Source organism: Noviherbaspirillum cavernae (assembly GCF_003590875.1).
Lineage (GTDB): Bacteria > Pseudomonadota > Gammaproteobacteria > Burkholderiales > Burkholderiaceae_D > Noviherbaspirillum > Noviherbaspirillum cavernae.
In genome coordinates, this window is record NZ_QYUN01000002.1 from 3599817 (window position 1) to 3622909 (window position 23093).

Here is a 23093-nt window from a genome sequence, read left to right on the forward strand (position 1 = left end):
GGCCGCCATGATCAACTGTCGATGGAGGATGCGATGTTCGCGGTCATCTTTGAAGTCTTGCCTTCGGAAAGCGGCTATCAGCGCTATCTCGACCTTGCCGCCGCATTGCGCCCGCGGCTGGAGACGATCGACGGCTTTCTGTCGATCGAACGTTTTCGCAGCCTGAGCGATGCCGGCTGGATACTGTCGCTGTCGCGCTGGCGTGACGAAGCCGCGCTGGTGCAATGGCGCGGCCACGGCGAGCATCACGCGGCGCAGTCCGAGGGGCGGCAATCGATTTTCAGCGACTACCGCATCCGCGTCGCGCGCATCGGCGATTGCGCGGACAGCGTGCTGCCGCTGGTCGGCATGTGCGACGGCGCGGACGATTTTCAGACCGACACGGGAAAACGGTATGAAAGCCTGACGACGCCCGGCAAGCGCATCCTGCTGCGCGATTTCGGCAGCAATGCGGAAGCCCTCTCGTGGCGGCCGAGCGCGCCGCAGGCCATGTGCGGCGAAGTCGTGCGCGACTACGGCATGTTCGAGCGCCGCCAGGCGCCGCAGCGATTTCCCGCAGCAGCGAGACACGCCGAGGAGCGCACATGACGCATACCCTGTTCCTGCAATCCGAAGTGCAAGACCCGTATGCGATCTATGCGGAAATGCTGGCGACGCAACCGGTTTTCCGCGACGAACGCAACGGCATCCTGGCGCTGTACGCATACGATGCGTGCAAGCGCGTGCTGGACAGCACGCGCGCCGACATACCGCGCCCGGGCAACACGATGGCGCATCCGATGAGCGCACGCGCCGCGACACTCGCGGACAATCTGGTCCGCCTTGCCAACCCGCCACTGCATGCGTCGCTGCGGCAGGCGGCGATGCACCTGTATCAGGCGCTGACGCCGGTCGATGCCGGCGCGCTGCTGCACGGACTGCTTGAAGAAGCGGACGCATCGACGGCACGCGAGCTCGACTGGGTCGGTGCGGTGGGCAAGAAACTGCCGGCCCTGGCCGTCCTGAGCGGCTTCGGCTTTTCCCGCCGGGACATCGCCCGCATCCTGCCGCAGGTCGCTCCGCTGACGAAGATCATGCTGCCCGCCAAGACCGAACAACAGGTGCAGGAACTCAATGCCGCCGTAGCCGAGGTCTGTCCGCTGGTCGAGCAACACATGCTGCGCATGCCTGCGCTGGCCACGCTGATCGACGGCGGCGAGCCGCAGGAACGGCAGACCCGGCTCGACATTTACGCGGGCAACCTGATCGGCCTCCTGATCCAGAGCTGCGACGCCGGACGCGGACTGCTCGGCAATGCCTTGCTGCAGACGCTCGCGCATCCGCCGGCGCACGCCACCGCCGACACGCTTCACAAGGCCGTCATCGAATCCCTGCGCTTCGATCCGCCGATCCACAACACGCGCCGCGTGCTGGCCGCGGACATGACGCTGAACGGGATGACGCTCGCGAAAGGCGAAACGGTATTGCTGGTGCTGGCGGCGGCGAACCGCGATCCGGCGAAGTTTGACCATCCTGAACGGTACGATGCCGAGCGGCCCAACAACGGCGACCACCTCAGCTTCGGCGCGGGCATGCACATGTGCGTGGCGCAGCACCTATCGGTGCAACTCGCGGTCGATGCGCTGACCGCATTGTTCGGCAAGTACAGGCGCGTCGCGCTGCTGCAGCAGCGCATCATGTACGAGCCGCTGGTCAATGCCCGCCTGCCCAGGGAGATACGCATCGCGCTCGGGTGACCGGCGTTTTTGCCGCGCTCGTTTTTATTCGCATAGAAGAATCGCGCACTACTCGTCGTCGCGCCGCCGCGCGCCCCCAAACGGCAGGTAGAACAGCCGCATCGCCTCGACCATCTGTCGCGCAAACTGCCGCTGCGCCTCGACCACCATGTCGTCGTACGCATCGCGGCCCAGCGTGCCTTCCAGCTCTTCCGACGTGAGCCGTCCATCCTCGAAGCGCGTGCTGGTCCGCTTCACATGCACGCCGGCGCCGCGCGGTGTGAATTCAGTGCGGGAGTAATGAAAGCTGAAAAACGCATTCGGCTTCGGGGGTGACACGGGAGCGTCGAGTTCGTTGCGCTCGTTGCGCTCGGTGCGCTCGGTGCGCTCGGTGCGCTCGGTGCGCTCGGTGGCGGCAACGAGAACATTCCGGATGAGTTCGAGTTCCTTGCGCATACTTCACCTCTCTACGCCAATTCACTGCATCAATTCAGGCGAGCCGCTGATCGCCCCACCGATCGCTTCCCGCACCGCATCGTCCACTGTTTCCAGCCAGATGAATTCCAGTTCGCGGCGCGCCTCTTCCGGAATCTCGTCGAATTCCCTGCGGTTGCGCGCGGGCAGCAATACCCGCTTGATGCCGGACTGCAATGCCGCCAGCACCTTTTCCTTGACGCCGCCGATCGGCAGCACCAGCCCGCGCAGGCTGATCTCGCCCGTCATCGCGCTGTCGCTGCGCACCGCGCGGGCCGTCAGCAGCGACACCAGCGCGACGTAAATCGCGACGCCGGCACTCGGACCATCCTTCGGCAACGCGCCGGCCGGGACGTGGACATGAATGTCGTTCTTGTCGAACTGTTCGCACGGGATGCGCAGTGCGTCGCAATGCGCCTTCACCAGCGTCAATGCGGCCTGCGCGCTTTCCTTCATCACCTCGCCCAGCTGGCCGGTCAGGATCAGCTTGCTGCGGCCCGGTGTGCGGCTGGCTTCGATGAACAGGATGTCGCCGCCGGCCGGGGTCCAGGCGAGGCCGGTGGCGACGCCCGGCAGGCTGGTGCGCATCGCCAGTTCGCTCTCGAATTTCTTCGGCCCGAGAATGTCCGCCAGCGCGGCGGCGTCGATGCGCATCTGCTCCTTTTCCCCCTCGGCCACGCGCATGGCGGCATGCCGGAACACATTGCCGATTTCGCGCTCCAGGTTGCGCACGCCGGCTTCGCGCGTGTAGTCGCGGATGATGGCGCGCACCGCGTCGGGCGTGAGTTCGCATTGCGGCACGCCTTGCTCCGGGCCTTGTTCCACGTCTTGTCTCGATATCAGGCCGCTGGCTTCGAGCTGGCGCCGGATCAGGTAGCGCGCCGCGATCTGCGCCTTCTCGTCTTCGGTGTAGCCGGGCAGGCGCAGCACTTCCATGCGGTCCTGCAGCGGCGGCGGCACGGTGTCGAGCATGTTGGCGGTGCCGATGAACATCACTTTCGACAGGTCGAAGGGCACGCCGAGATAATTGTCGCGGAAGGTCGAGTTCTGCTCCGGGTCGAGCACTTCCAGCAGCGCGGAAGACGGATCGCCATGCACGCCGGCACCGAGCTTGTCGAGTTCGTCCAGCATCAGCACGCAGTTGCGCGTGCCCACCTTGCGGATCGCCTGGATGATGTTTCCCGGCAATGCGCCGACATAGGTGCGGCGATGGCCGCGTATCTCGGCTTCGTCGTGCACGCCGCCCAGGCTGATGCGCGCGAACTTGCGGCCGGTGGCGCGCGCGATGCTCTGGCCGAGCGAGGTCTTGCCGACGCCGGGCGGACCGGCGAAGCACAGGATAGGGCTCTTGCCGTGCGGATTGAGCTTGCGCACCGCCAGATATTCGAGAATGCGCCGCTTGACCTTGTGCAGTCCGAAATGGTCTTCGTCGAGGATGCGACGCGCCTCTGCGATGTCGATGCGCTCTTCGGTGACGGCCGACCACGGCAGTTCGCTCAGGCATTCGAGCCAGGTGCACAGCATCGAGTATTCGGCGGCGGCTTCGGACATGCGCGCAAGGCGCTGCAGCTCCTTCCTCGCGTGCGCCTCGACTTCCTCCGGCATCTTCGCCCTCGCAACCGCCTCCGCCAGTTCCTCCAGCTCGGCATTCTCGCCGTCGGTTTCGCCCAGCTCCTTCTGTATCGTCTTCAGCTGCTCGCGCAACAGGAATTCGCGCTGACGGTCGTCGATGCGCTCCTTGGTCTGCTCGTTGATCTCGTTCGAGATGCGCAGCACCTCGATGCGGTCGGCCAGCACTTCCAGCACCTTGTCGAGGCGCGGCCGCAGATCGGGAGTGGCGAGGATTTCCTGCTTCTGCTCCACCGGCAGGTCGAGCAGGCCGGCCACGAAATCGGCCAGCGCCGAGGCCGAACTCATGTTCTGCGTGGCCGTCGCCAATTCCGCCGGCGCCTGCGGCAGCAGATCGATGACCTGTGCCGCACGCTCCTTGAGCTGCACCAGCCGCGCCTGGATGTCCGCGCCCTGCTCGTCCGGCTCTTCCAGCAGCTCGACGCGGGCGACGTGGAATGGGTAGCCGTCGAGAAATTCAATCGTGCGGAAGCGTTGCTGCCCCTGGCACACGACGTAGTGCCCGCCTTCCTGCGAGGTGATGTAGCGCAGGATGTTGGCGGCGGTGCCGACGCGATAGAGCTGCTCGGGCGTCGGCGCTTCGACTTCGGAGTCGTGCTGCAGGATCAGGCCGATCTGGTGTTTGGAGCGCACCGACTGCTGCGCGGCGGCAATCGATTTTTCGCGTCCGACGCTGATCGGCACGATCATGCCGGGAAACAGCACGAGATAGCGCAGCGGAATGATCGCCAAGGCATCTTCCGGCAAATCGGGAAAATCGCCGAGGGACGCGGCCAGTTCCGCCATGGCGGCGTCATCGCTGTCGAGCTCGAAGATCCGGTCCTGGTCCGCCTTGATCATCATCTTGTCCCGTCCCCGTGGAAATTGCCGGAACGCATGGCGGAATGCATGACGAATTCATGCCGCGGCGCACCCGCATTCAGCAGACATTGGACAAGGACGGCCTGTGCGCCGTTCCGCAAGAAAACAGCTTATGTGCGACCAAACGTTACAGGCCGCAGGCACCGTTCAGATCAGACCATCGAACAACAGCACATCGACTTCGTCGCCAGCATTGACGCTGCCCTGCTCGTGATGCAGCACCACCATGCAATTGGCTTCCGACATCGAGCGCAGGATGCCCGAGCCCTGCGAACCGGTGATGCGCACCTGCTGCCGGCCGCCTTCGTCGCGCGACAGGATGCCGCGCTGATACTCGGTGCGGCCGGGCTTCTTGCGGATTGCCGAAACGGAAGTCGCGCGCATCAGCGGCAGCGGCGCACAGTCGGCCCCCATCATGCGCAGCAACGCATCGCGCGCGAAGAAATAGAAAGTGACCATGACCGCAACCGGGTTGCCGGGCAGACCGAACAGGTAGGCGCTTTTACCATTGGAGGAAATCTTGCCGAACGCCATCGGCCGGCCGGGTCGCATGCCGATTTTCCAGAAGGTCACATCGCCGAGCTGCGCCATGATGCGCTTGGTGTAATCGGCCTCGCCGACCGACACACCGCCGGAAGTGATGACGGCGTCTGCGTTTTCGCAGGCGGAGCGGAAGGCCGCTTCCAGCGCCGCCGGATCATCCCTGACCACGCCCATGTCGAGCATCTCGCAGCCGAGGCGCGACAGCATGCCGTACAGCGTGTAGCGGTTGCTGTCGTACACGCAACCCGCATCGAGCGGCTCACCAACGGAACGCAGCTCATCGCCGGTCGAAAAGAAGGCCACGCGCAGACGACGCTGCACCGGCACTTCGGCCACGCCCAGCGATGCCAGCAGGCCGAGATCGGCCGGACGCAGGATTCTGCCGCGCAACAGTGCCGGCGTTCCCGCCTGCAAATCCTCGCCTTTCAATCGCCGGTTGTCGCCGGTGCGCACCATGTCTGGCGGAATCGTGACCGTCGTGTCGGTACCGGCCTGCGTGAACTCCTGCGGCACCACCGTGTCGCAAGCGGCGGGCATGATCGCGCCGGTCATGATGCGCACGCATTGCCCGGCACCGACCGCACCATCGAAAGCGGTGCCGGCAAACGCGGTGCCGATGATGTGCAGCGTCACCGGCGTGTCTGCCAGCTCGCTTCCGCGCACCGCATAGCCATCCATCGCCGAATTGTCATGCGCCGGCACATTGATGGCCGACACGATGTCTTCCGCCAACACGCGCCCCAGCGCGCTGCGCAACGCCAGCTTCTCGACCGCCTGCACCGGCATCACGAAGTCGCGGATGATCTGCTGCGCCTGCGCCACCGGCAGCGCATTGGGGTCGTATCCGGCCAAGCAGCTGACGACGTCGGAGAGAGTGGTGTCGGGCATCGTGTATGTGCTTTCAGGTGGGTTCAGTTTGTCTCGAAGCGTCGCAGCTCTTCCAGCGTGTTGATGTTGCGAAATTCTGCCTCGTCGGCGAAATGCACTTCGGCCACCTTCAGCGAGCGGTACCACGCATCGACCTTGCGCCCGCCATCCTGCAGATACGCGGAGAGGTGCGGCAGCAGCGCCGCCTTCAGCAGGCAGAACACCGGATGCGGCTGGCGCGTTGCGCCTTCGCCCGTGACCGCCACCGCCACATCGGCATCCTGCGCCAGCAAGGCTTCGCGCAGGCGCGCGACCAGATCGGTCGGCAGGAAAGGCGAATCGCAGGGCGCGGTCACCAGATAATCCGTTTCGCAATGCGCCAGCCCGGTCTGCAAGCCGGCCAGCGGCCCTTCGAAGCCACCCAGCTGATCCGGCCACACCGGCAGGCCGAAGCCTTCATACGGTCCGATGTTCTGGTTGGCGTTGATCATCAGCGTGCCCACCTGCGGCGACAGACGCATGATCACGTGCAACACCATCGGCGCGCCGCGAAACTGCTGCAAGCCCTTGTCCACATGTCCCATGCGCGAGCCGCGGCCGCCGGCGAGGATGAGGCCCGTGATTTGAGTGGTGTCGATGGTCATTGATCAGGCGAATGATGGGTTGTTCATGTGATGAGGAAATTCTACGCAATTCCCTTGCCCTGTCCTTCCGAACCTCAACCTTCAACGCAGCCGCATGCGCCCAGGATTTCTCGCTACGCCACGAAATGTAGGGCGGGTCCCACCCGCCTTCTCCTTGCCGTTGGCGGGTGGGACCCGCCCTACTACTGGTATGCGGCAACGCGCTCACCCCCCGATATACGACATCTCCACCTTCCGCACCGGCGCATCCAGTCCCTCAGTATTGCTCGTGCGCAAAGCCGAATAGCGATCCTCGCGCGCGCGCCAGATGTGCGCCAGCACGGTGGAGATTTCCTCGTCCGTGCGGCCGCCGCGCAGCAAGGCGCGCAAGTCATGCCCGCCGGTCGCGAACAGGCAGGTATACAGCTTGCCTTCGGTCGACAGGCGCGCGCGGTTGCAGCTGTGGCAGAAGGCTTGCGTCACGCTGGAGATCACGCCGACTTCGCCCGCGCCGTCGCGATAGCGCCAGCGCTCGGCGGTTTCGCCGACTGCATTGGCCGCGATCTTTTCCAGCGGCATGGCCGCGTCGATGCGCCGCACCACGTCCGCCGACGGCACCACCTCGTCCATGCGCCAGCCGTTGGATGAGCCGACGTCCATGTATTCGATGAAGCGCAGGATGAAGGGTGTGTCCTTGAAGTAGCGCGCCATCGGCACGATTTCCTGCTCGTTCCAGCCGCGCTTGACGACCATGTTGATCTTGATCGGCCCCAAGCCAGCCTGGTGCGCGACCTCGATGCCGTGCAGCACTTCCTCGACCGAGAAGTCGACATCGTTCATGCGCTTGAACACCTCGTCGCTCAGGGCGTCGAGCGATACCGTGACGCGCTTCAGACCGGCGTCCTTCAATGCCTGCGCCTTTTTCGCCAGCAGCGAGCCGTTGGTGGTCAGGGTCAGGTCCAGTTCGCGGCCGGCGGGCGTGCGCAGCGCGCTCAATTCGGCGATCAGGGTTTCGACGTGCTTGCGCAGCAGCGGCTCGCCGCCGGTCAGGCGCAGCTTTTCCACGCCGTGCGCGACCGCGAGACTGGCGACGCGCGTGATCTCCTCGAAGGAGAGCAGCGAGGATTGCGGCAGGAATTGATAGCTGCTGTCGAACACCTCCTTCGGCATGCAGTACACGCAGCGGAAGTTGCAGCGGTCGGTGACGGAAATGCGCAAGTCGTGCAGCGGACGCGCGAAGCGATCCGCGACGGAGCCCGTCGGCGCTTCGAGTTCGGTTGGCACGGCCGGCACCCGGTTCAGGTAGCGATGGTCGGCGAGGGGAATTACTTTCTCGGTCATGTCGATGCAGCCATTGTTTGAATGCATTGTAAGCCGCGCATGCCGCTTGCGCGACATGATGCGGGCGCATTCCTGCAAACCCTTGATACAAGTGTAAACAAGCGGGCGGATTTTTCGACGAATCGGCATTCATGTAAATATGACAACTTGCCTTGTTCAGTGCAGCATGTGCCAGCATGTGCGAATGACAAGCCGTTGCCCACAACTTGGTTTAGACTTGGTTGACCCGTATCAGCAGAGTCAATGAGGACCCAATGAGCATTTCGATTGAAGCCGTCAAGGCGGCACTGTCACACGTGATCGACCCCAACACCGGGAAAGATCTCAACACGTCCCGTTCCGTGAAGAATATCCGGCTCGACGGCAATGACGTCGTGTTCGACGTCGAACTCGGCTATCCCGCGAAAAGCCAGATCGATGGCATCCGCAAGGCCGCGATTACGGCGGTGCGCGGCGTGGAAGGCGCGGGCAATGTCAGCGTCAACGTCTATTCGAAGATCATCGCGCATACCGCGCAGCGTGGCGTCAAGCTGTTGCCGAACGTGAAGAACATCATCGCGGTGGCTTCCGGCAAGGGCGGCGTCGGCAAGTCCACCACCGCCGTCAACCTCGCGCTGGCGCTGGCGGCGGAAGGCGCGCAGGTCGGCATCCTCGACGCCGACATCTACGGCCCCTCGCAGCCGATGATGATGGGCATTTCCGGCCGCCCGGAAACGGTGGACGGCAAGACCATGGAGCCGCTGGAGAACCACGGCCTGCAAGTGTCCTCCATCGGCTTCATGATCGATCCCGACGAACCGATGGTGTGGCGCGGCCCGATCGTGACGCAAGCCTTGCAGCAGTTGCTGGAGCAGACCAACTGGCGCGACCTCGATTACCTGCTCGTGGACATGCCGCCCGGCACCGGCGACGTGCAGCTGACGCTGTCGCAGAAGGTGCCGGTGACCGGCGCGGTGATCGTCACCACACCGCAGGACATCGCGCTGCTGGATGCGCGCAAGGGCCTGAAGATGTTCGAGAAGGTCGGCATCCCGATCCTCGGCGTGGTGGAAAACATGAGCGTGCATATCTGCTCCAACTGCGGCCACGCCGAACCGATCTTCGGTCAGGGCGGCGGCGAGAAGATGTGCGCCGATTACGACGTCGATTTCCTCGGTGCATTGCCGCTCACGATGTCGATCCGCGAACAGACCGATTCCGGCAAGCCGACCGTGGTGGCCGACCCGGATGGCCCGGTGGCGAAGATCTACAAGGAAATCGCGCGGAAGATCGCGGTCAAGGTGGCGGAAAAGGCGAAAGACATGTCGAGCAAGTTCCCGACCATTGTCGTGAAGAACGATTGATGCACCGCGGGATGAAATGATCCCGCAGCATGTTTGACCGGGCTGGCAAACATTGAAATTTTGGCGCAGTATGACGAGGCATGCGCCAATCACTATGACTATAGGCGCGACGACAGCGCCGGGAGAGCATGGAGACAGAAGCCCTCAACGTCGCGGTGGTGATGCAGCGCACGCTGCTCCACAACCGTTGGCAGCCGCATCAATGGAAGCCGGTCGACATCCTCATGGGCGACGCCTTGTTGCCCGGCGATGCCGCACGCTGTCTGCGCGATGATCCCGCCGATACGCGCTGGCTGTTTCCCGGATTCGCAATCAAGCTGTACCGCGACGAGGCGGAAGGCTATTTCCTCAACATCGATTCCCCGGTGCCCTGCTGGTTCGTCATGTGTCGAATGGAAAACATCGACGGCGTCGAAGTCGCCGTGCCGAAGCGGGTGACCCTGTCCTACAACGAGGCCGCGCGTCTGATGGATGGCGGCGAACAGGTCGAGACGCTGCCGGCTGCCGAGGTGATCGTGCAGCGCATGGCCGAATTCATCGCCGAACATTACCGTCCGGAACCGAAGGGAAAGCGGAGGAAGCCGTCCTTCGAAGGCGGCGCTGCAGTCGAGCAAATGGCGAAGCAGGAAGGAGACGCGCATGGCCGCTGAAAGCTTTTTCGCACGCTGGAGCAAGCGCAAGACGGAGGACGAGGCGGCCCCGCCTGTTGCCGGCGAGCATGCCGATGCCACTGCGCCTGTCGTTTCTCCGTCCGCCGACCCGCAACGCGTCCCGACCATCGAGGATGTTGCACGGCTCACGCCGGAATCGGACTACTCGCCTTTCGTGGCGCGCGGCGTGGACGAGCAGGTCAAGCGCTCCGCCTTGAAGAAGCTGTTTGCCGATCCGCATTTCAACGTGATGGATGGCCTCGATGTGTATATCGAGGACTACAACAGCTTCACGCCGATCCCGCCGGAAATGCTGGCGGCGCTGAATCATGCGAAAGACTTGCTGAACCCGCAGTTCGGGAATCCATTGCTGCGCGCGCCGGAAGAACCCGAGGACGCATCGGCGCCGGCGGATGCGGCTCCGAATATGCAACCGGAAATGCAACCGGAAGCAGCCGCGGATTGCGGCAAGGATGCAGCACCGGACATGCAGGCACACACCGCCACACCCTCCCCCACTCCCGATCGAAGCGACTTCGGAGAATCGTCCCGATGAGCACTCAGTTCAAGGTTTGCAACTGCAATCACACGATGCCGCTCGATGCCGCATCCGGCACGGCGCTGGGCAAGGCGCTCGATGCCGGACCGCTGAACGTGGTCACGCAACTGTGCCGGCGCGAAGTCGGCGCGTATCTCGACGCAGTGGAAGGCGTCGACCAGGTGGTGGTCGCCTGCACGCAGGAGCGCGCACTGTTTTCCGAACTGGCGGCGCAGAAGCAGACGGTCGCGCCGATCCGCTTCGTCAACATCCGCGAAACCGGCGGCTGGAGCGCGGAGGCGAAGACGGCCACGCCGAAAATGGCGGCGCTGCTGGCCGCCGCCGCGCTGCCCGATCCCGAGCCGGTGCCGACCGTGGAATACGACTCGGGCGGGCAAGTGCTGGTGATCGGACCTGCATCGCGCGCATTGCCTTGGGCCGAACGGCTCGGCGCGCAACTGGAGGTGAGCGTGCTGCTGACTTCCGGCGGCGGTGAGGGCGTGCAGGATCGCCTGCTCCCGGCCTTCTCGGGCGCACAGATCAGGATCGACGGCTGGCTCGGCGCATTCAAGGCGAGCTGGCAGCAGGCCAACCCGATCGACCTCGAAGTCTGCACGCGCTGCAACGCCTGCATCGAGGTCTGCCCGGAAAATGCCATCGACCTGACCTACCAGATCGACCTCGACAAGTGCACATCGCATCGCGATTGCGTGAAAGCCTGCGGCGCGATCGGCGCAATCGACTTCGCGCGCGACGACACGATGCGCAAGGGCGAATTCGATCTGATCTTCGACCTGTGCGACGCGCCGCTGATCACGCTGCACCAGCCGCCGCAGGGCTATTTCGCGCCGGGTGCGAACGAAGCGAAGCAGACCGGCGATGCGCTGCAACTGCTGCAAATGGTCGGCCAGTTCAGCAAGCCGAAATTCTTCGCCTACAAGGAAAAGATCTGCGCGCACAGCCGCAACGAGCAAACCGGCTGCAACGCCTGCATCGAGGTCTGCTCGGCTGCCGCGATTACAGGCGACGGTAATCACATCAAGGTCAATCCCAACCTGTGCGTCGGCTGCGGCGCGTGCACCACGGTGTGCCCGTCCGGTGCGCTGACCTATGCCTGGCCGCGCCCGTCCGACCTCGGCCTGCGCATCAAGACACTGTTGACGACCTATGCGAAGGCCAGCGGCGCGCAGCCCGCGCTGCTGCTGCACAGTCAGGAACACGGCGCGGACCTGATCGGCAAGCTCGGCCGCATGGCGCAAACCGGCGGCAGACTCAAGGGCGTGCCCGCGCGCGTGATTCCGGTGGAGCTGCATCACACGGCATCGGTCGGCATCGACGTGTGGCTGGCGGCAGTCAGCTTCGGCGCGACCAACATCGCGATCCTGACGACCGATGAGGAAGCGCCGCAATATGTGACGGCCTTGCGCAGCCAGATCGGGATCGCGCAAACCATCCTGACGGCGCTCGGTTATCAGGGCTCGCACGTTCAACTGCTGCGCGTCGATACGCCGCAGGACCTGGACAACGCGCTGCATGCGCTGCAGCCTGGCGAGGTGCCGGCGCAGCGCGCCACCTTCCATGTCACGCAGGAAAAGCGCACGACGCTGGAGTTCGCGATCGAACACCTGCTGAAATTCGCGCCGCAGAAGAAGGACGAGATTCCGCTGCCCGCCGGTGCACCGTACGGCATGGTGCACGTCGATACGGCGGCCTGCACGCTGTGCATGTCCTGCGTCGGCGCGTGCCCGGAATCGGCGCTGACCGACAATCCAAACCTGCCTCAGCTGCGCTTCATCGAAAAGAATTGCGTGCAGTGCGGCCTGTGCGAAAAGACCTGCCCGGAAAATGCGATCACGCTGACGCCGCGCCTCCTGCTGACCGAACGGGCGCGGCAGGCGGTGGTGCTCAACGAAGCGCAGCCGTGGCACTGCATCCGCTGCCACAAGCCGTTCGGCACCCTGCAGATGATCGAGAACATGGTCGGCAAGCTGTCCGCGCATGGCGCGTTTGCCGGCAACATCGATCGCCTGAAGATGTGCCCCGACTGCCGCGTGATCGACATGATGGAGAACAAGCGCGAAACCAGCATTCTCGATCTCAAGCGCTAGTGTCCTGAGTTTCAAATTCGTTGCAAATAAAAGTGATGAAATCGCGACGAGACAAGGAAAAAGCGCAGCAAGGCCGAGGCCTTGCGAGCATTTTTGACGCGGTATCGGTGCGATTCTCGTCATCTTTTATGCAGCGAATTTCGAACTCAGGACACCAGCCCCGCGATATCCAACCATTTGCCACTCTCACCGCATGACATGACGACAACCCAACCGTTGAAGTTCGAAGCGCCGGACCACGGCGAGGAAACCGCACGCGCCGACTTGTACGGCTTGCTGGCGACCCTGTTCTACGCGCCGCCGCCGCAAGCCTTGCTGGACACGATCGCGAGCGCAGAGGCGCAAGGCGACAGCGCGCTCGAGCAGGCGTGGGCCGAGCTCGTTGCCGCCTGCAAGACCAGCCGCGCGGACGCGGTGCGGGAGGAATACGAGATGCTCTTCATCGGCGTCGGCAAGCCGGACGTCATGCTCTACGGCTCCTTCTACCTGTCCGGCTTTCTGATGGAAAAGCCGCTCGCGGCGCTGCGCACTGATCTTGCGAACCTCGGTCTGCGACGCGATGACAAGGTCAACGAGAGCGAAGATCACATCGCCGCGCTATGCGAAGTGATGCGCTATCTCATCGCCTCCGACGATGCGATCCACGCCAACCTCGCGACCCAGCGGCAGTTCTTCGCCGCGCACATGCAGCCGTGGGTGCTGGACATGTGCAGCGCGATTTCAGGCCATCCGCAAGCGCGCTTCCATGCGGCGGTGGCGAATCTGGCGAAAAGCTTTTTTGAAGTGGAGATGCAGGCGTTCGACATGGCGTGAGCGGCCTGTTGCCTCATGCTCTCAAGAATTCGCCAGCGGCGCGGTGTTGAGTTGCCGCCAGGCTTCATACGGCTCCTGCCCGGCGGGGCGCAGCGGCAGATAGGAAAGCTGCATGGCCTGCGCGGCGAGCGGTTTGGCAAGTTCGGCATAGAGCTCCCGCGTCGAAAGCCCGTACGGCTCGCCGTCCTCATTCGAGTAGGCGTAACAGACCTGCCGGATGCCGGCCAGGTACATGGCGGCCAGACACATCGGGCATGGATGCCCGCTGGCGTACATGACGTGGCCGTCAAGCCGCGGGCTGCCCTGTGCGCGGGCCGCCTCGCGAATCGCCTGCAGTTCGGCGTGCGCCGTGGGGTCATGGCTGGACAACACCGTGTTGACGCCGGTGGCGACAACCTGTCCATCCTTGACCAGCACCGCGCCGAAGGGGCGGCCTTTCCGGGTTTGCACGTTATCAAGAGCCAGCTGGATGGCCTGAGAAAGATGGTCTTCAGGCTTGGACACGATTGTCTCCTTGGCGGTGATGCGAGTCATGCAGGGCAATGCAGCAGGGGCGGCGAATCTCGCATCTCTCGCATCATATCCAGCGGCGCACCCTGCCCCTGTACGCAGAAAATTCGCCACCGAACAACGTCTGCAGCGCGCGTTCTTCCGGTGCGATCTGAAACCTGTTGAGGTAAAGCACGAAGAAGGGCAATGCGAGAAATGCGGCCGCGTTCGACAGGTACACGGCCCAGCCTGACAGCCCGAGCAGGAAGCCGAGATACATCGGATTGCGCGTGAAGGCGTAGATGCCTGCGCTGACCAGCGACGTTGCCGCGCCCGGACTGACGGGATTGACGGTCGTGCTGGCCCGCCTGAATGACACCACCCCGGCCAGGGCAATGCCGATGCCGGCAAGAACAAGAACGACTGCAAGCGCCACGCGGATTGAAGTCATCATCTGGAACGACGGCGCGAGCAGCGACAGCAGCCACATGCCGACGGCGAAGATGAATGCGACGACAAGCGGCGGAATTTTCAGTTCAAGGAAATTCATCATTCGCATAGGGGCAACGACAAGCGGTTCACGAGGACATTCAGCCGGACAGGCATTGTGCGTCGCCATCTCTTGTCCGGAAAGGAGGAACATTCCCGTTCCGCCTGGTTCTAACCTGGCTTGCCGACAATCTGAAACATATCGGCAATCTCGCACTGCATGAATGTACCGGAGGCGGCTGTTCTTGTGAATGCCGTGCTGGCACGTTCGCGCTTTCCGCACGGAATTTCACAAGGAGAACAGCATGAATCACCTTCCCGGCGATGTACTGGTTGCATTGCTTGCAGACCAGGAACCGCCATGTCTGTCGCTGTATCAGCCGACGCATCGATCGCATCCGGACAATGCGCAGGATGTGATCCGGTATGGCAATCTGCTGAAGGAAATGGAACTGTCGTTGCAGCAAAAATTCCGGGGCAAGGATACGCGGGCCATGATGGAACCGTTTCACGCGCTGGAGAGAAATACGGAATTCTGGAACCATGCGCTGGACGGTCTGGCGGTATTTGGCGGCAGCGGACGCTTTGAGGTTTTCAAGTTGCAACGGCCGGTACCGGAGCTGGCCATCGTGGCCGACAGTTTCCATCTCAAGCCGCTCTTGCGCATCTATCAGTCGACCGATCGCTATCAGGTGCTGGTATTGAACCGGGACGGCGTGAAACTGTTCGAAGGCAACCGCGACATGCTCGATGAAGTGGCGCTGTCGGCGGATGTGCCGCAGGCCATGCAGGATGTGACGGGCGAGATTGACGCGCAGCCTGACACGCTCGTGCACGGCACCGTTCCCGGCCGCGGCTCGGTGGTGCACACCGGCCGCGGCGCGAAGACCGATGTGATCGATACAGAAACGGAAAAGTTTTTCCGCGCCGTCGACCGCGCGATTCTCGAGCATTACTCGAAGCCTTCCGGCCTGCCCCTGATGCTGGCCGCCCTGCCGCAGTACCACGCGCTATTCCACAGGGTCAGCCACAATCCGTTCCTGATGAAGGAAGGCATCGAAATCAACGCGGATGCGATCGATGCGGACGCATTGCGCGCACGCGCATGGCAGACCGTCGAACCGGACTATGCCGCCGATCTGGTTCAGCTTGGCGAGCAATTCCACAACGCGCGTGCGAAAGGACAGAGCAATGATGATTTGAGCGACGTCGCCGCAGCGGCCGTGCATGGCCGGGTCGAGACGCTGCTGGTCGAGGCCGAGCGGCATATTCCAGGACGGATGGAGGCCGCCACCGCGCGCATCGCGTTCGACGAACTGGCGCATCCCGAGATCGACGATCTGCTGGACGATGTAGCGGAAGAAGTCCTGAAGAAAGGCGGCAATGTGCTGGTCGTGCCGAAGGCGCGCATGCCGACGCAGAGCGGACTGGCGGCGATCTATCGGTTTTGATTTGCGTTGTGGAGCAGCACAGGGCGCGGGCGCAATGTCCGCGCCCTCGTTGGCATGCCGGTTTCCGAAAAACGATTTCATCGGCAAGCGGAAAAGACCCGACGATGGCATGTGCTCGAACTGGCAATGAAGCCGATGACGCAGCGCAGCAGCGGCACTTGCCCTTGCGCACGAGAAGGCGACAACTTGATTCACTTCAACGAAATGCCATAAAAATCATGGCCTTCTGCTCCTTGCCGAAACAAAATGGCAAAAATCCATCTAATTCCATGAACATGTCGAATGAACATGTAATTCTTGAAAAATTGTGCTAAGTTGAAAAAGATTATAAAAATTAAAAACAAAAAGTAACCCAGATTACTTGCTGCCCTATCCCATTAGGAGACAACCATGGCAGAGCAAAGCAAAATCGCGCGCCGAAGCTTCTTCGCGGGCGTCGGCTTGATTGCAGCGGCAGGCATTGCCGCCAAGCTATCTCCCAAATCTGTCATGTCGGGCACTCCCGCCCCTTCGAAGGAACCGGAGGGTGACGGCTATCGCCTGACCGAACACATCAAGAAATACTACCGGACGACTACCATCTAACCGTCAACCGTCGAGGGGACAACCATGCTGTTGACTCGCAAGGGCCAGTCAGGCCAGCGCTCGCCCAATCGCTTCTCTTCCAGCTTGACCGATACGCTGTCGCGCGCATTGCCGACGATGGATCGCCGGACTTTCCTGAAACGTTCCGGCATCGGGGTCGGCGCGGGCATCGCCGCGACCCAGCTGTCGCTGATCCGCAAGGCCGGTGCGGCCGATGAAGGCAAGGCGCCCGGCACGGGCAAGATCGAGGTCAGGCGCACGGTGTGCACGCACTGCTCGGTCGGCTGCGCGGTCGATGCGATAGTGGAAAACGGCGTGTGGGTGCGGCAGGAGCCGGTGTTCGATTCGCCGATCAATCTCGGCGCGCATTGCGCCAAGGGCGCGGCGCTGCGCGAGCACGGTCACGGCGAATACCGCCTGAAATATCCGATGAAGCTGGTCAACGGCAAGTACCAGCGCATCAGCTGGGACCAGGCCCTGAATGAAATCTCCGCCAAGCTGATCGACATCAAGAAGACCAGCGGCCCCGACGCCGTGTTCTTCATCGGTTCGTCCAAGCACAACAACGAGCAGTCGGCGCTGTTGCGCAAGTTCGTTTCCTTCTACGGCACCAACAACACCGATCACCAGGCGCGCATCTGCCATTCGACGACCGTCGCGGGCGTGGCCAATACCTGGGGCTACGGCGCGATGACCAACAGCTACAACGACATGCAGAATTCGAAGGCGGCGATGTATATCGGATCCAACGCCGCCGAGGCGCATCCGGTGTCGATGCTGCACATGCTGCATGCGAAGGAAACCGGCACCAAGATGATCGTGGTCGATCCGCGCTACACCCGCACGGCGGCCAAGGCGGACCAGTACGTGCGCATCCGTTCCGGCTCCGACATCCCCTTCCTGTACGGCATGCTGTACCACATCTTCAAGAACGGCTGGGAAGACAAGCAGTACATCAACGACCGCGTCTTCGGCATGGACAAGGTCAGGGAAGAAGTGATGAAGTGGACGCCGGACAAGGTGGAAGAAGCCTGCGGCGTGCCGGAAGCGGAAGTGCTCAAGGTCACCGAAACGATGGCGAAGAACAAGCCGTCGACCGTTGTCTGGTGCATGGGCCAGACCCAGCACACGATCGGCAACGCGATGGTGCGCGCCTCCTGCATCCTGCAATTGGCACTGGGCAACGTCGGCGTCTCCGGCGGCGGCACCAACATCTTCCGCGGCCACGACAATGTGCAGGGCGCGACCGACGTCGGCCCGAATCCGGATTCGCTGCCCGGCTACTACGGACTCGCCACCGGCTCGTGGAAGCACTGGGCGGCGGTATGGGGCGTGGATTACGAATGGATCAAGAAGCAGTACGTGTCGCAGGCGATGATGGAAAAGTCCGGCACCACGGTGTCGCGCTGGGTCGATGCGGTGCTGGAGAAGAACGATCTGATCGACCAGGACAGCAACGTCAAGGGCGTGCTGTTCTGGGGCCATGCGCCGAACTCGCAGACGCGCGGCCTCGACATGAAGAAGGCGATGGACAAGCTCGACCTGCTGGTGGTGATCGATCCGTATCCGTCGGCGACGGCGGCAATGGCGGCGATGAAGGTGGATAACCAGGAATTGAATCCGAACCGCGCGGTGTATCTGCTGCCGGCGGCGACCCAGTTCGAGACTTCCGGCTCGGTGACGGCGTCGAACCGCTCGCTGCAATGGCGTGAAAAAGTCATTGAACCGCTGTTCGAATCGCGCACCGACCAGATGATCATGTACCAGTTCGCCGAGAAGCTCGGCTTCGGCAAGGAACTGGTGGCGAAGATCAAGCTGGTGCCGGGCAAGGGCGGCATGATGGAGCCGGAACCGGAAGACATGCTGCGCGAGATCAATCGCGGCAGCTGGACCATCGGCTACACCGGCCAGTCGCCGGAACGCCTGAAGGCGCACATGAAGAACATGCAGATGTTCGATGTGAAGACGCTGCGCTGCAAGAGCGGCAAGGATGCGGAGACCGGCTACGACCTGACCGGCGATTACTTCGGCCTGCCGTGGCCGTGCTACGGCACGCCGGAACTGAAGCACCCCGGTACGCACGTTCTGTACAACACGCACCAGCACGTGATGGATGGCGGCGGCAACTTCCGCGCCAACTTCGGCGTCGAGCGGGATGGCGTCAATCTGCTGGCGGAAGACGGCTCGCATTCGCTGGGCTCGGACATCACGACCGGCTACCCGGAATTCGACCACATCCTCCTGAAGAAACTCGGCTGGTGGAACGACCTGACCGATGCGGAAAAGAAGGCGGCCGAAGGCAAGAACTGGAAGACCGATCTGTCGGGCGGCATCCAGCGCGTGTGCCTGAAGGTGCATGGCGTGCATCCGTTCGGCAATGCGAAGGCGCGCGCCCTGGTGTGGAACTTCCCCGACCCGGTGCCGCTGCATCGCGAGCCGCTGTACGGCACGCGGCCCGACCTGGTGGCGAAGTATCCGACGCACGATGACAAGACGGCCTTCTGGCGCCTGCCGACCTTGTACAAGTCGGTGCAGCAGAAGAATGTCGAAGCCAAGCTGTACGAGAAATTCCCGATCATCCTGACCTCGGGCCGGCTGGTCGAGTACGAGGGCGGCGGCGAAGAGACGCGTTCCAATCCCTGGCTGGCCGAGCTGCAGCAGGATAACTTCGTCGAGATCAATCCGAAGGCGGCATCGGACCGCGGCATTCGCGACGGCGAGTACGTCATCGTCTCGACACCGACCGGCGCGCGCCTGAAGGTGAAGGCGCTGGTGACGCCGCGCGTCGGCCCCGACACCGCGTTCATTCCCTTCCATTTCTCCGGCTGGTGGCAGGGCAAGGACATGCTGGAGAGCTACCCGGCAGGCGCGTATCCGATCGTGCGCGGCGAAGCGGTCAACACCGCCACCACCTACGGCTACGACTCGGTGACGATGATGCAGGAAACGAAAACGACGATCTGCAATATCGAACGCTTCACGGCTTGATCGATGGCATGAGTCTGAGGAGACACGACAATGGCACGAATGAAATTCATCTGCGACGCGGAGCGCTGCATCGAATGCAACAGCTGCGTGACCGCGTGCAAGAACGAGAATGAAGTCCCGTGGGGCGTGAACCGCCGTCGCGTGGTCACGGTCAACGATGGCGTGGTCGGGCAGGAAAAATCGATCTCGGTCGCCTGCATGCATTGCTCGGACGCGCCGTGCATGGCGGTGTGTCCGGTCGACTGCTTCTACCGCAGCGACGAAGGCGTGGTGCTGCACAACAAGGACACCTGCATCGGCTGCGGCTACTGTTCGTATGCCTGCCCGTTCGGCGCACCGCAATTCCCGTCCAACGGTCAGTTCGGCCTGCGCGGCAAGATGGACAAATGCACCTTCTGCGCCGGCGGCCCGGAAGAAAGCGGCTCGAAGGCGGAGTTCGAAAAATACGGACGCAACCGCCTGGCCGAAGGCAAGCTGCCGGCCTGCGCGGAAATGTGTTCGACCAAGGCGCTCCTGGGCGGCGACGGCGACACCATTGCCGATATCTTGCGCACGCGCGTTTTGCGACGCGGCAAGGGCAGCGAGGTGTGGGGCTGGGGCACCGCCTACGGCAAGTCGCACAATCCGGACGCCACGGCACCCAACAAGCCTAACGGAACGAACCAGACAACCGGGACGATCGGGACAAAATCATGAGGCTCTCTTCTCTGCGTTTTCTGCTGCTGGCCATGGCGGCGGCTTCGGTCATCGGCTGCGGCGAAATCGACCAGGCCCAATCGGCATCCAATACCAACCGGGGCGATACGCCGGCCTGGAAGGGCGCAAAGGATCCCTTTGTCGCCAAGGGCTGGACGCCAGGCGACAAGGCCTCCTGGGAAAGCCAGATGCGTACGCGTTCGCTCAACCAGAACGAATACGTCAGGACGAATTGAGCCGCCAAGGGGAAGCATCATGAAGAATCGGTTTGCCAGCCTGGTACTCGGCATTGCAGTCATGGCGCTGTCTGCCGGCTCCGTCATGGCGCAGGACAACACGGCGAAGCCGGCACCAGCGGCACAAGCGGCGCCATCGACGCAACCCGCACAGCCCGCGCCGGCCGCCGCGCCCAACGTCGAATCGGACGATATCCGCTACCTCCAGCAGAACCAGGCCGAACGCGCGCGCGACCAACCCGGCAACAATGCGCCCGTATGGCGCACCGTGGTGGAAGGCACGAAAAACTATTCCAGCCTGCCCTATCCCGAAGCGGGCGTGCTGATCCAGCCCAGGCAGCAATTCCCCGGGCAGGCGCGCGCGACGACCGCCGGCGAGGCATGGCGCCAGTATCGCAACGGCCCGCTGACGCAGATCAGCGGCTGGGTGCTGCTGGTGGCGGCGGCAGCTTTCTTCGGCGCGTATCTGATCTTCGGCCCGATCAAACTGAAGGCCCCGAAAACCGGCCGCCTGATCGAACGCTTCACGCCCTTCGAACGCATCGCGCACTGGTCGACGGCGATCAGCTTCACCGTGCTGGCGCTGACCGGCATCATCATGCTGTTCGGCAAGTACGTGCTCATGCCGGTGTTCGGCCACACATTGTTCGGCTGGCTGGCCTACGGGTCCAAAACCATCCACAACTTCGTCGGACCGATCTTCACCGTCTCCGTGATCGTGGTCTTCCTGCTGTTCGTGAAGGACAACCTGCCGCGCGCCGTCGATGTCAAATGGCTGGCCCGACTGGGCGGCGCGATCGGCAAGGGCCATGTCAACGCCGGGCGCTTCAATGGCGGTGAAAAGCTGTGGTTCTGGGGCGGCGTGGTCGTCCTCAGCCTGATCGTCAGCATCTCCGGTTTCGTGCTCGACATGCTGGTGCCGGGCATCGAATACACACGCGGCAACATGCAAGTGGCCAACGTGATCCATATCATCGCCACCGTGCTGATCATGGCCGTATCGCTCGGCCATATCTACATGGGCACGATCGGCATGGAAGGCGCGTACGGCGCGATGCGCACCGGCTACGTGGACGATACCTGGGCCAGGGAACACCATGACCTGTGGTACGAAGAGGTACAGAGCGGCAAGGTGCCGCGCGTGCGGTCGCAGGAAGGCGACCGCAAGATGGTCGATCTGAAGGAGAAAGGCGCATGAAAAAACCGAGATACGATCTGACACGCGGACTGACACGCGGGCTGATGCTTGGACTGACGGCGCTGGCCATGTCAGGCGCTGCCATCGCCAAATTACCGGCCCCGAGTCCGGAAGCCAAGGCGAAGGCGGACGAAGCCAAGAACAAGACGACATGGAGCGACAAGGTGGCCGCATTCCAGCTATGCAAGGCGCAAAACAAGGTCGCGGAGCAATACCTGAAGAGCAAGGGTGGCGACCAGAAGCCGGAAGCCGACACGTCCTGTACCGATCCCGGCCCCTATTTGGCGCTGGTCGCCGGCCAGCAGGTCGGCGTCGCCGATGCCAAACCCGTCCCGGCCGCCGGCAAAGCGGTGCCAGGCGCAGAGACAAAGAAATAAGCGAAGAAATGATTGCGCAGGCGAATCGCTAGTGTCCTGAGTTTGAAATTCGTTGCAAATAAAAGTGATGAAATCGCGACGAGACAAGGAAAAAAGCGCAGCAAGGCCGAGGCCTTGCGAGCATTTTTGACGCGGTATCGGTGCGATTCTCGTCATCTTTTATGCAGCGAATTTCGAATTCAGAACACTAACCTGCCTCAACCGGAACACGACAGCCATCGCATGCCACGCCGCCCTCAGCTCTCCAACACGACGATTCACTTGACGCAACAGGTCGAGGTGATGGACGAACGCGGCAGGCTCTCGATCATTTCCATCCCCGCTGAACGGCCGCTGACGGTCTATGTCGACAAGCGCGAACTGGTGACGCTGATGACGCTGGGCGGCGCGCCCGAGGCGCTGACGCTCGGCTACCTGCGCAATCAGCGACTGGTGCGCTCGGTCGAGGACATCCATTCCATTCATGTCGACTGGGACGTCGAGGCGGTCGCGGTCAGGACGCATGGCGGCATCGCGAACATCGAGGAGCGCACCGCCAAAAAGGTGGTGACGACCGGCTGCGGCCAGGGCTCGGTGTTCGGCAGCCTGATGGATGAGATCGAGAACATCGTGCTGCCGTCCGATGCGCGCCTGAGGCAATCGACGGTGTACAAGATCGTCGACACCATTCGCACCCAGCAGTCGATCTACAAGCAGGCCGGCTCGGTGCACGGCTGCGCGCTGTTTTCGGCGGACGGCGAAATGCTGTATTTCGTCGAGGACGTGGGCCGCCACAACGCGGTCGATTCCATCGCCGGCAAGATGTGGCTGGACGATATCGCCGGCGAGGACAAGGTGTTCTACACCACCGGCCGCCTGACTTCGGAAATGGTGATCAAGGGCGCGCAGATGGGCATCCCGTTTCTCCTGTCGCGCTCCGGCACCACGCAGATGGGGCACATGGTCGCCGACAAGCTCGGCATGTCGCTGTTCGCCCGCTGCACGGGCAAGCATTTTCTTTTATTGACGGGCAAGGAGCGGCTCGTGCTGGAGACAGAGCTGGTGGACATGTTGAAGATCGCCTGATCCGGCAATGGATG

22 protein-coding genes are annotated in these 23093 nt (G+C 62.9%); 15 read left to right on the plus strand and 7 right to left on the minus strand.

What is annotated here, in order from left to right:
* Nucleotides 1–33: 33 nt before the first annotated feature.
* Together D3870_RS16900 and D3870_RS16905 are read left to right on the plus strand one after the other, a co-directional pair.
* On the plus strand, nt 34–588 hold the full coding sequence (locus D3870_RS16900) for an antibiotic biosynthesis monooxygenase family protein (protein ID WP_119742271.1): 555 nt from the start codon (nt 34–36) through the stop codon (nt 586–588).
* Nucleotides 585–1736 carry a cytochrome P450 gene (locus tag D3870_RS16905; RefSeq protein WP_119740903.1) on the plus strand — a complete coding sequence of 384 codons (1152 nt, stop codon included), beginning with the start codon at nt 585–587 and terminating at the stop codon, nt 1734–1736. The genes D3870_RS16900 and D3870_RS16905 overlap by 4 nt, the downstream gene beginning before the upstream one ends.
* A gap of 48 nt (nt 1737–1784) precedes the next feature.
* Here D3870_RS16905 and D3870_RS16910 read toward each other — a convergent pair whose 3' ends face one another.
* The 5 genes from D3870_RS16910 to moaA form a co-directional block, all read right to left on the minus strand.
* A complete protein-coding gene (locus tag D3870_RS16910) occupies nt 1785–2171 on the minus strand; it encodes a hypothetical protein (protein WP_119740905.1) in 387 nt (128 codons plus the stop codon).
* A 21-nt stretch (nt 2172–2192) separates the two neighbouring features.
* Nucleotides 2193–4604 (minus strand): endopeptidase La, encoded by a 2412-nt coding sequence (gene lon / locus D3870_RS16915; RefSeq protein ID WP_199710785.1) that lies wholly within the window; start codon nt 4602–4604, stop codon nt 2193–2195.
* 222 nt (nt 4605–4826) lie between these two features.
* Nucleotides 4827–6110: a molybdopterin molybdotransferase MoeA gene (gene moeA, locus D3870_RS16920; RefSeq protein ID WP_119740909.1), complete on the minus strand. Its 1284-nt coding sequence runs from the start codon at nt 6108–6110 to the stop codon at nt 4827–4829.
* Nucleotides 6111–6133: 23 nt separating this feature from the next.
* Nucleotides 6134–6733 carry a molybdenum cofactor guanylyltransferase MobA gene (mobA, locus tag D3870_RS16925; RefSeq protein ID WP_199710686.1) on the minus strand — a complete coding sequence of 200 codons (600 nt, stop codon included), beginning with the start codon at nt 6731–6733 and terminating at the stop codon, nt 6134–6136.
* A 204-nt stretch (nt 6734–6937) separates the two neighbouring features.
* Entirely contained in the window at nt 6938–8053 is a 1116-nt protein-coding gene (moaA, locus tag D3870_RS16930; RefSeq protein ID WP_119742275.1) for a GTP 3',8-cyclase MoaA, read from the minus strand.
* 254 nt (nt 8054–8307) lie between these two features.
* On the opposite strand from moaA, the gene apbC reads away from it, so the two are divergent.
* The 5 genes from apbC to D3870_RS16955 all read left to right on the plus strand — a co-directional run bounded on the left by apbC (nt 8308) and on the right by D3870_RS16955 (nt 13505).
* Nucleotides 8308–9396, plus strand: coding sequence for an iron-sulfur cluster carrier protein ApbC (gene apbC, locus D3870_RS16935; RefSeq protein WP_119740911.1), 1089 nt, complete (start codon nt 8308–8310; stop codon nt 9394–9396).
* Nucleotides 9397–9524: 128 nt separating this feature from the next.
* Nucleotides 9525–10046: a DUF3305 domain-containing protein gene (locus D3870_RS16940; protein ID WP_119740913.1), complete on the plus strand. Its 522-nt coding sequence runs from the start codon at nt 9525–9527 to the stop codon at nt 10044–10046.
* Complete coding sequence (locus tag D3870_RS16945) at nt 10036–10602, plus strand: DUF3306 domain-containing protein (protein WP_119740915.1); 567 nt, start codon at nt 10036–10038, stop codon at nt 10600–10602. Before D3870_RS16940 ends, D3870_RS16945 begins: the two co-directional genes overlap by 11 nt.
* On the plus strand, nt 10599–12692 hold the full coding sequence (locus tag D3870_RS16950) for a 4Fe-4S binding protein (RefSeq protein ID WP_119740917.1): 2094 nt from the start codon (nt 10599–10601) through the stop codon (nt 12690–12692). Before D3870_RS16945 ends, D3870_RS16950 begins: the two co-directional genes overlap by 4 nt.
* 198 nt (nt 12693–12890) lie before the next feature.
* Nucleotides 12891–13505 carry a TorD/DmsD family molecular chaperone gene (locus D3870_RS16955; RefSeq protein WP_119740919.1) on the plus strand — a complete coding sequence of 205 codons (615 nt, stop codon included), beginning with the start codon at nt 12891–12893 and terminating at the stop codon, nt 13503–13505.
* A 21-nt stretch (nt 13506–13526) separates the two neighbouring features.
* Here D3870_RS16955 and D3870_RS16960 read toward each other — a convergent pair whose 3' ends face one another.
* Nucleotides 13527–14039: a nucleoside deaminase gene (locus tag D3870_RS16960; protein ID WP_119740921.1), complete on the minus strand. Its 513-nt coding sequence runs from the start codon at nt 14037–14039 to the stop codon at nt 13527–13529.
* 43 nt (nt 14040–14082) lie between these two features.
* Entirely contained in the window at nt 14083–14376 is a 294-nt protein-coding gene (locus D3870_RS23260) for a methyltransferase family protein (RefSeq protein ID WP_422879670.1), read from the minus strand.
* A 412-nt stretch (nt 14377–14788) separates the two neighbouring features.
* Between D3870_RS23260 and D3870_RS16970 the strand changes: the two genes are divergently transcribed.
* The 8 genes from D3870_RS16970 (at nt 14789) to D3870_RS17005 (ending at nt 23079) form a co-directional block, all read left to right on the plus strand.
* Nucleotides 14789–15934 (plus strand): baeRF3 domain-containing protein, encoded by a 1146-nt coding sequence (locus tag D3870_RS16970; RefSeq protein ID WP_119742278.1) that lies wholly within the window; start codon nt 14789–14791, stop codon nt 15932–15934.
* A gap of 390 nt (nt 15935–16324) precedes the next feature.
* A complete protein-coding gene (locus D3870_RS16975) occupies nt 16325–16519 on the plus strand; it encodes a hypothetical protein (RefSeq protein WP_119740923.1) in 195 nt (64 codons plus the stop codon).
* A 24-nt stretch (nt 16520–16543) separates the two neighbouring features.
* Nucleotides 16544–19507, plus strand: a complete 2964-nt coding sequence (locus D3870_RS16980) for a formate dehydrogenase subunit alpha (protein WP_119740925.1) — start codon at nt 16544–16546, stop codon at nt 19505–19507.
* 30 nt (nt 19508–19537) lie between these two features.
* Nucleotides 19538–20203 (plus strand): formate dehydrogenase FDH3 subunit beta, encoded by a 666-nt coding sequence (gene fdh3B, locus D3870_RS16985; protein WP_119740927.1) that lies wholly within the window; start codon nt 19538–19540, stop codon nt 20201–20203.
* Complete coding sequence (locus tag D3870_RS16990; RefSeq protein WP_119740930.1) at nt 20200–20439, plus strand: hypothetical protein; 240 nt, start codon at nt 20200–20202, stop codon at nt 20437–20439. The genes fdh3B and D3870_RS16990 overlap by 4 nt, the downstream gene beginning before the upstream one ends.
* Nucleotides 20440–20458: 19 nt before the next feature.
* Complete coding sequence (locus D3870_RS16995) at nt 20459–21637, plus strand: formate dehydrogenase subunit gamma (protein ID WP_119740932.1); 1179 nt, start codon at nt 20459–20461, stop codon at nt 21635–21637.
* Nucleotides 21634–22014 (plus strand): hypothetical protein, encoded by a 381-nt coding sequence (locus D3870_RS17000; protein WP_242490015.1) that lies wholly within the window; start codon nt 21634–21636, stop codon nt 22012–22014. Before D3870_RS16995 ends, D3870_RS17000 begins: the two co-directional genes overlap by 4 nt.
* A 222-nt stretch (nt 22015–22236) precedes the next feature.
* Complete coding sequence (locus tag D3870_RS17005; RefSeq protein ID WP_119740933.1) at nt 22237–23079, plus strand: formate dehydrogenase accessory sulfurtransferase FdhD; 843 nt, start codon at nt 22237–22239, stop codon at nt 23077–23079.
* Nucleotides 23080–23093 lie beyond the last annotated feature (14 nt).

Coding starts and splice junctions, on each gene's coding strand:
- D3870_RS16960 (WP_119740921.1), bottom strand. CDS start 14,039: ATGACTCGCATCACCGCCAAGGAGACAATCGTGTCCAAGCCTGAAGAC.
- D3870_RS16910 (WP_119740905.1), bottom strand. CDS start 2,171: ATGCGCAAGGAACTCGAACTCATCCGGAATGTTCTCGTTGCCGCCACC.
- D3870_RS16950 (WP_119740917.1), top strand. CDS start 10,599: ATGAGCACTCAGTTCAAGGTTTGCAACTGCAATCACACGATGCCGCTC.
- D3870_RS17005 (WP_119740933.1), top strand. CDS start 22,237: ATGCCACGCCGCCCTCAGCTCTCCAACACGACGATTCACTTGACGCAA.
- lon (WP_199710785.1), bottom strand. CDS start 4,604: ATGGCGGAACTGGCCGCGTCCCTCGGCGATTTTCCCGATTTGCCGGAA.
- moaA (WP_119742275.1), bottom strand. CDS start 8,053: ATGACCGAGAAAGTAATTCCCCTCGCCGACCATCGCTACCTGAACCGG.
- fdh3B (WP_119740927.1), top strand. CDS start 19,538: ATGGCACGAATGAAATTCATCTGCGACGCGGAGCGCTGCATCGAATGC.
- D3870_RS16990 (WP_119740930.1), top strand. CDS start 20,200: ATGAGGCTCTCTTCTCTGCGTTTTCTGCTGCTGGCCATGGCGGCGGCT.
- D3870_RS16980 (WP_119740925.1), top strand. CDS start 16,544: ATGCTGTTGACTCGCAAGGGCCAGTCAGGCCAGCGCTCGCCCAATCGC.
- moeA (WP_119740909.1), bottom strand. CDS start 6,110: ATGCCCGACACCACTCTCTCCGACGTCGTCAGCTGCTTGGCCGGATAC.
- D3870_RS16900 (WP_119742271.1), top strand. CDS start 34: ATGTTCGCGGTCATCTTTGAAGTCTTGCCTTCGGAAAGCGGCTATCAG.
- D3870_RS16940 (WP_119740913.1), top strand. CDS start 9,525: ATGGAGACAGAAGCCCTCAACGTCGCGGTGGTGATGCAGCGCACGCTG.
- D3870_RS16955 (WP_119740919.1), top strand. CDS start 12,891: ATGACGACAACCCAACCGTTGAAGTTCGAAGCGCCGGACCACGGCGAG.
- D3870_RS16945 (WP_119740915.1), top strand. CDS start 10,036: ATGGCCGCTGAAAGCTTTTTCGCACGCTGGAGCAAGCGCAAGACGGAG.
- D3870_RS16995 (WP_119740932.1), top strand. CDS start 20,459: ATGAAGAATCGGTTTGCCAGCCTGGTACTCGGCATTGCAGTCATGGCG.
- D3870_RS16975 (WP_119740923.1), top strand. CDS start 16,325: ATGGCAGAGCAAAGCAAAATCGCGCGCCGAAGCTTCTTCGCGGGCGTC.
- mobA (WP_199710686.1), bottom strand. CDS start 6,733: ATGACCATCGACACCACTCAAATCACGGGCCTCATCCTCGCCGGCGGC.
- D3870_RS17000 (WP_242490015.1), top strand. CDS start 21,634: ATGAAAAAACCGAGATACGATCTGACACGCGGACTGACACGCGGGCTG.
- D3870_RS16970 (WP_119742278.1), top strand. CDS start 14,789: ATGAATCACCTTCCCGGCGATGTACTGGTTGCATTGCTTGCAGACCAG.
- apbC (WP_119740911.1), top strand. CDS start 8,308: ATGAGCATTTCGATTGAAGCCGTCAAGGCGGCACTGTCACACGTGATC.
- D3870_RS16905 (WP_119740903.1), top strand. CDS start 585: ATGACGCATACCCTGTTCCTGCAATCCGAAGTGCAAGACCCGTATGCG.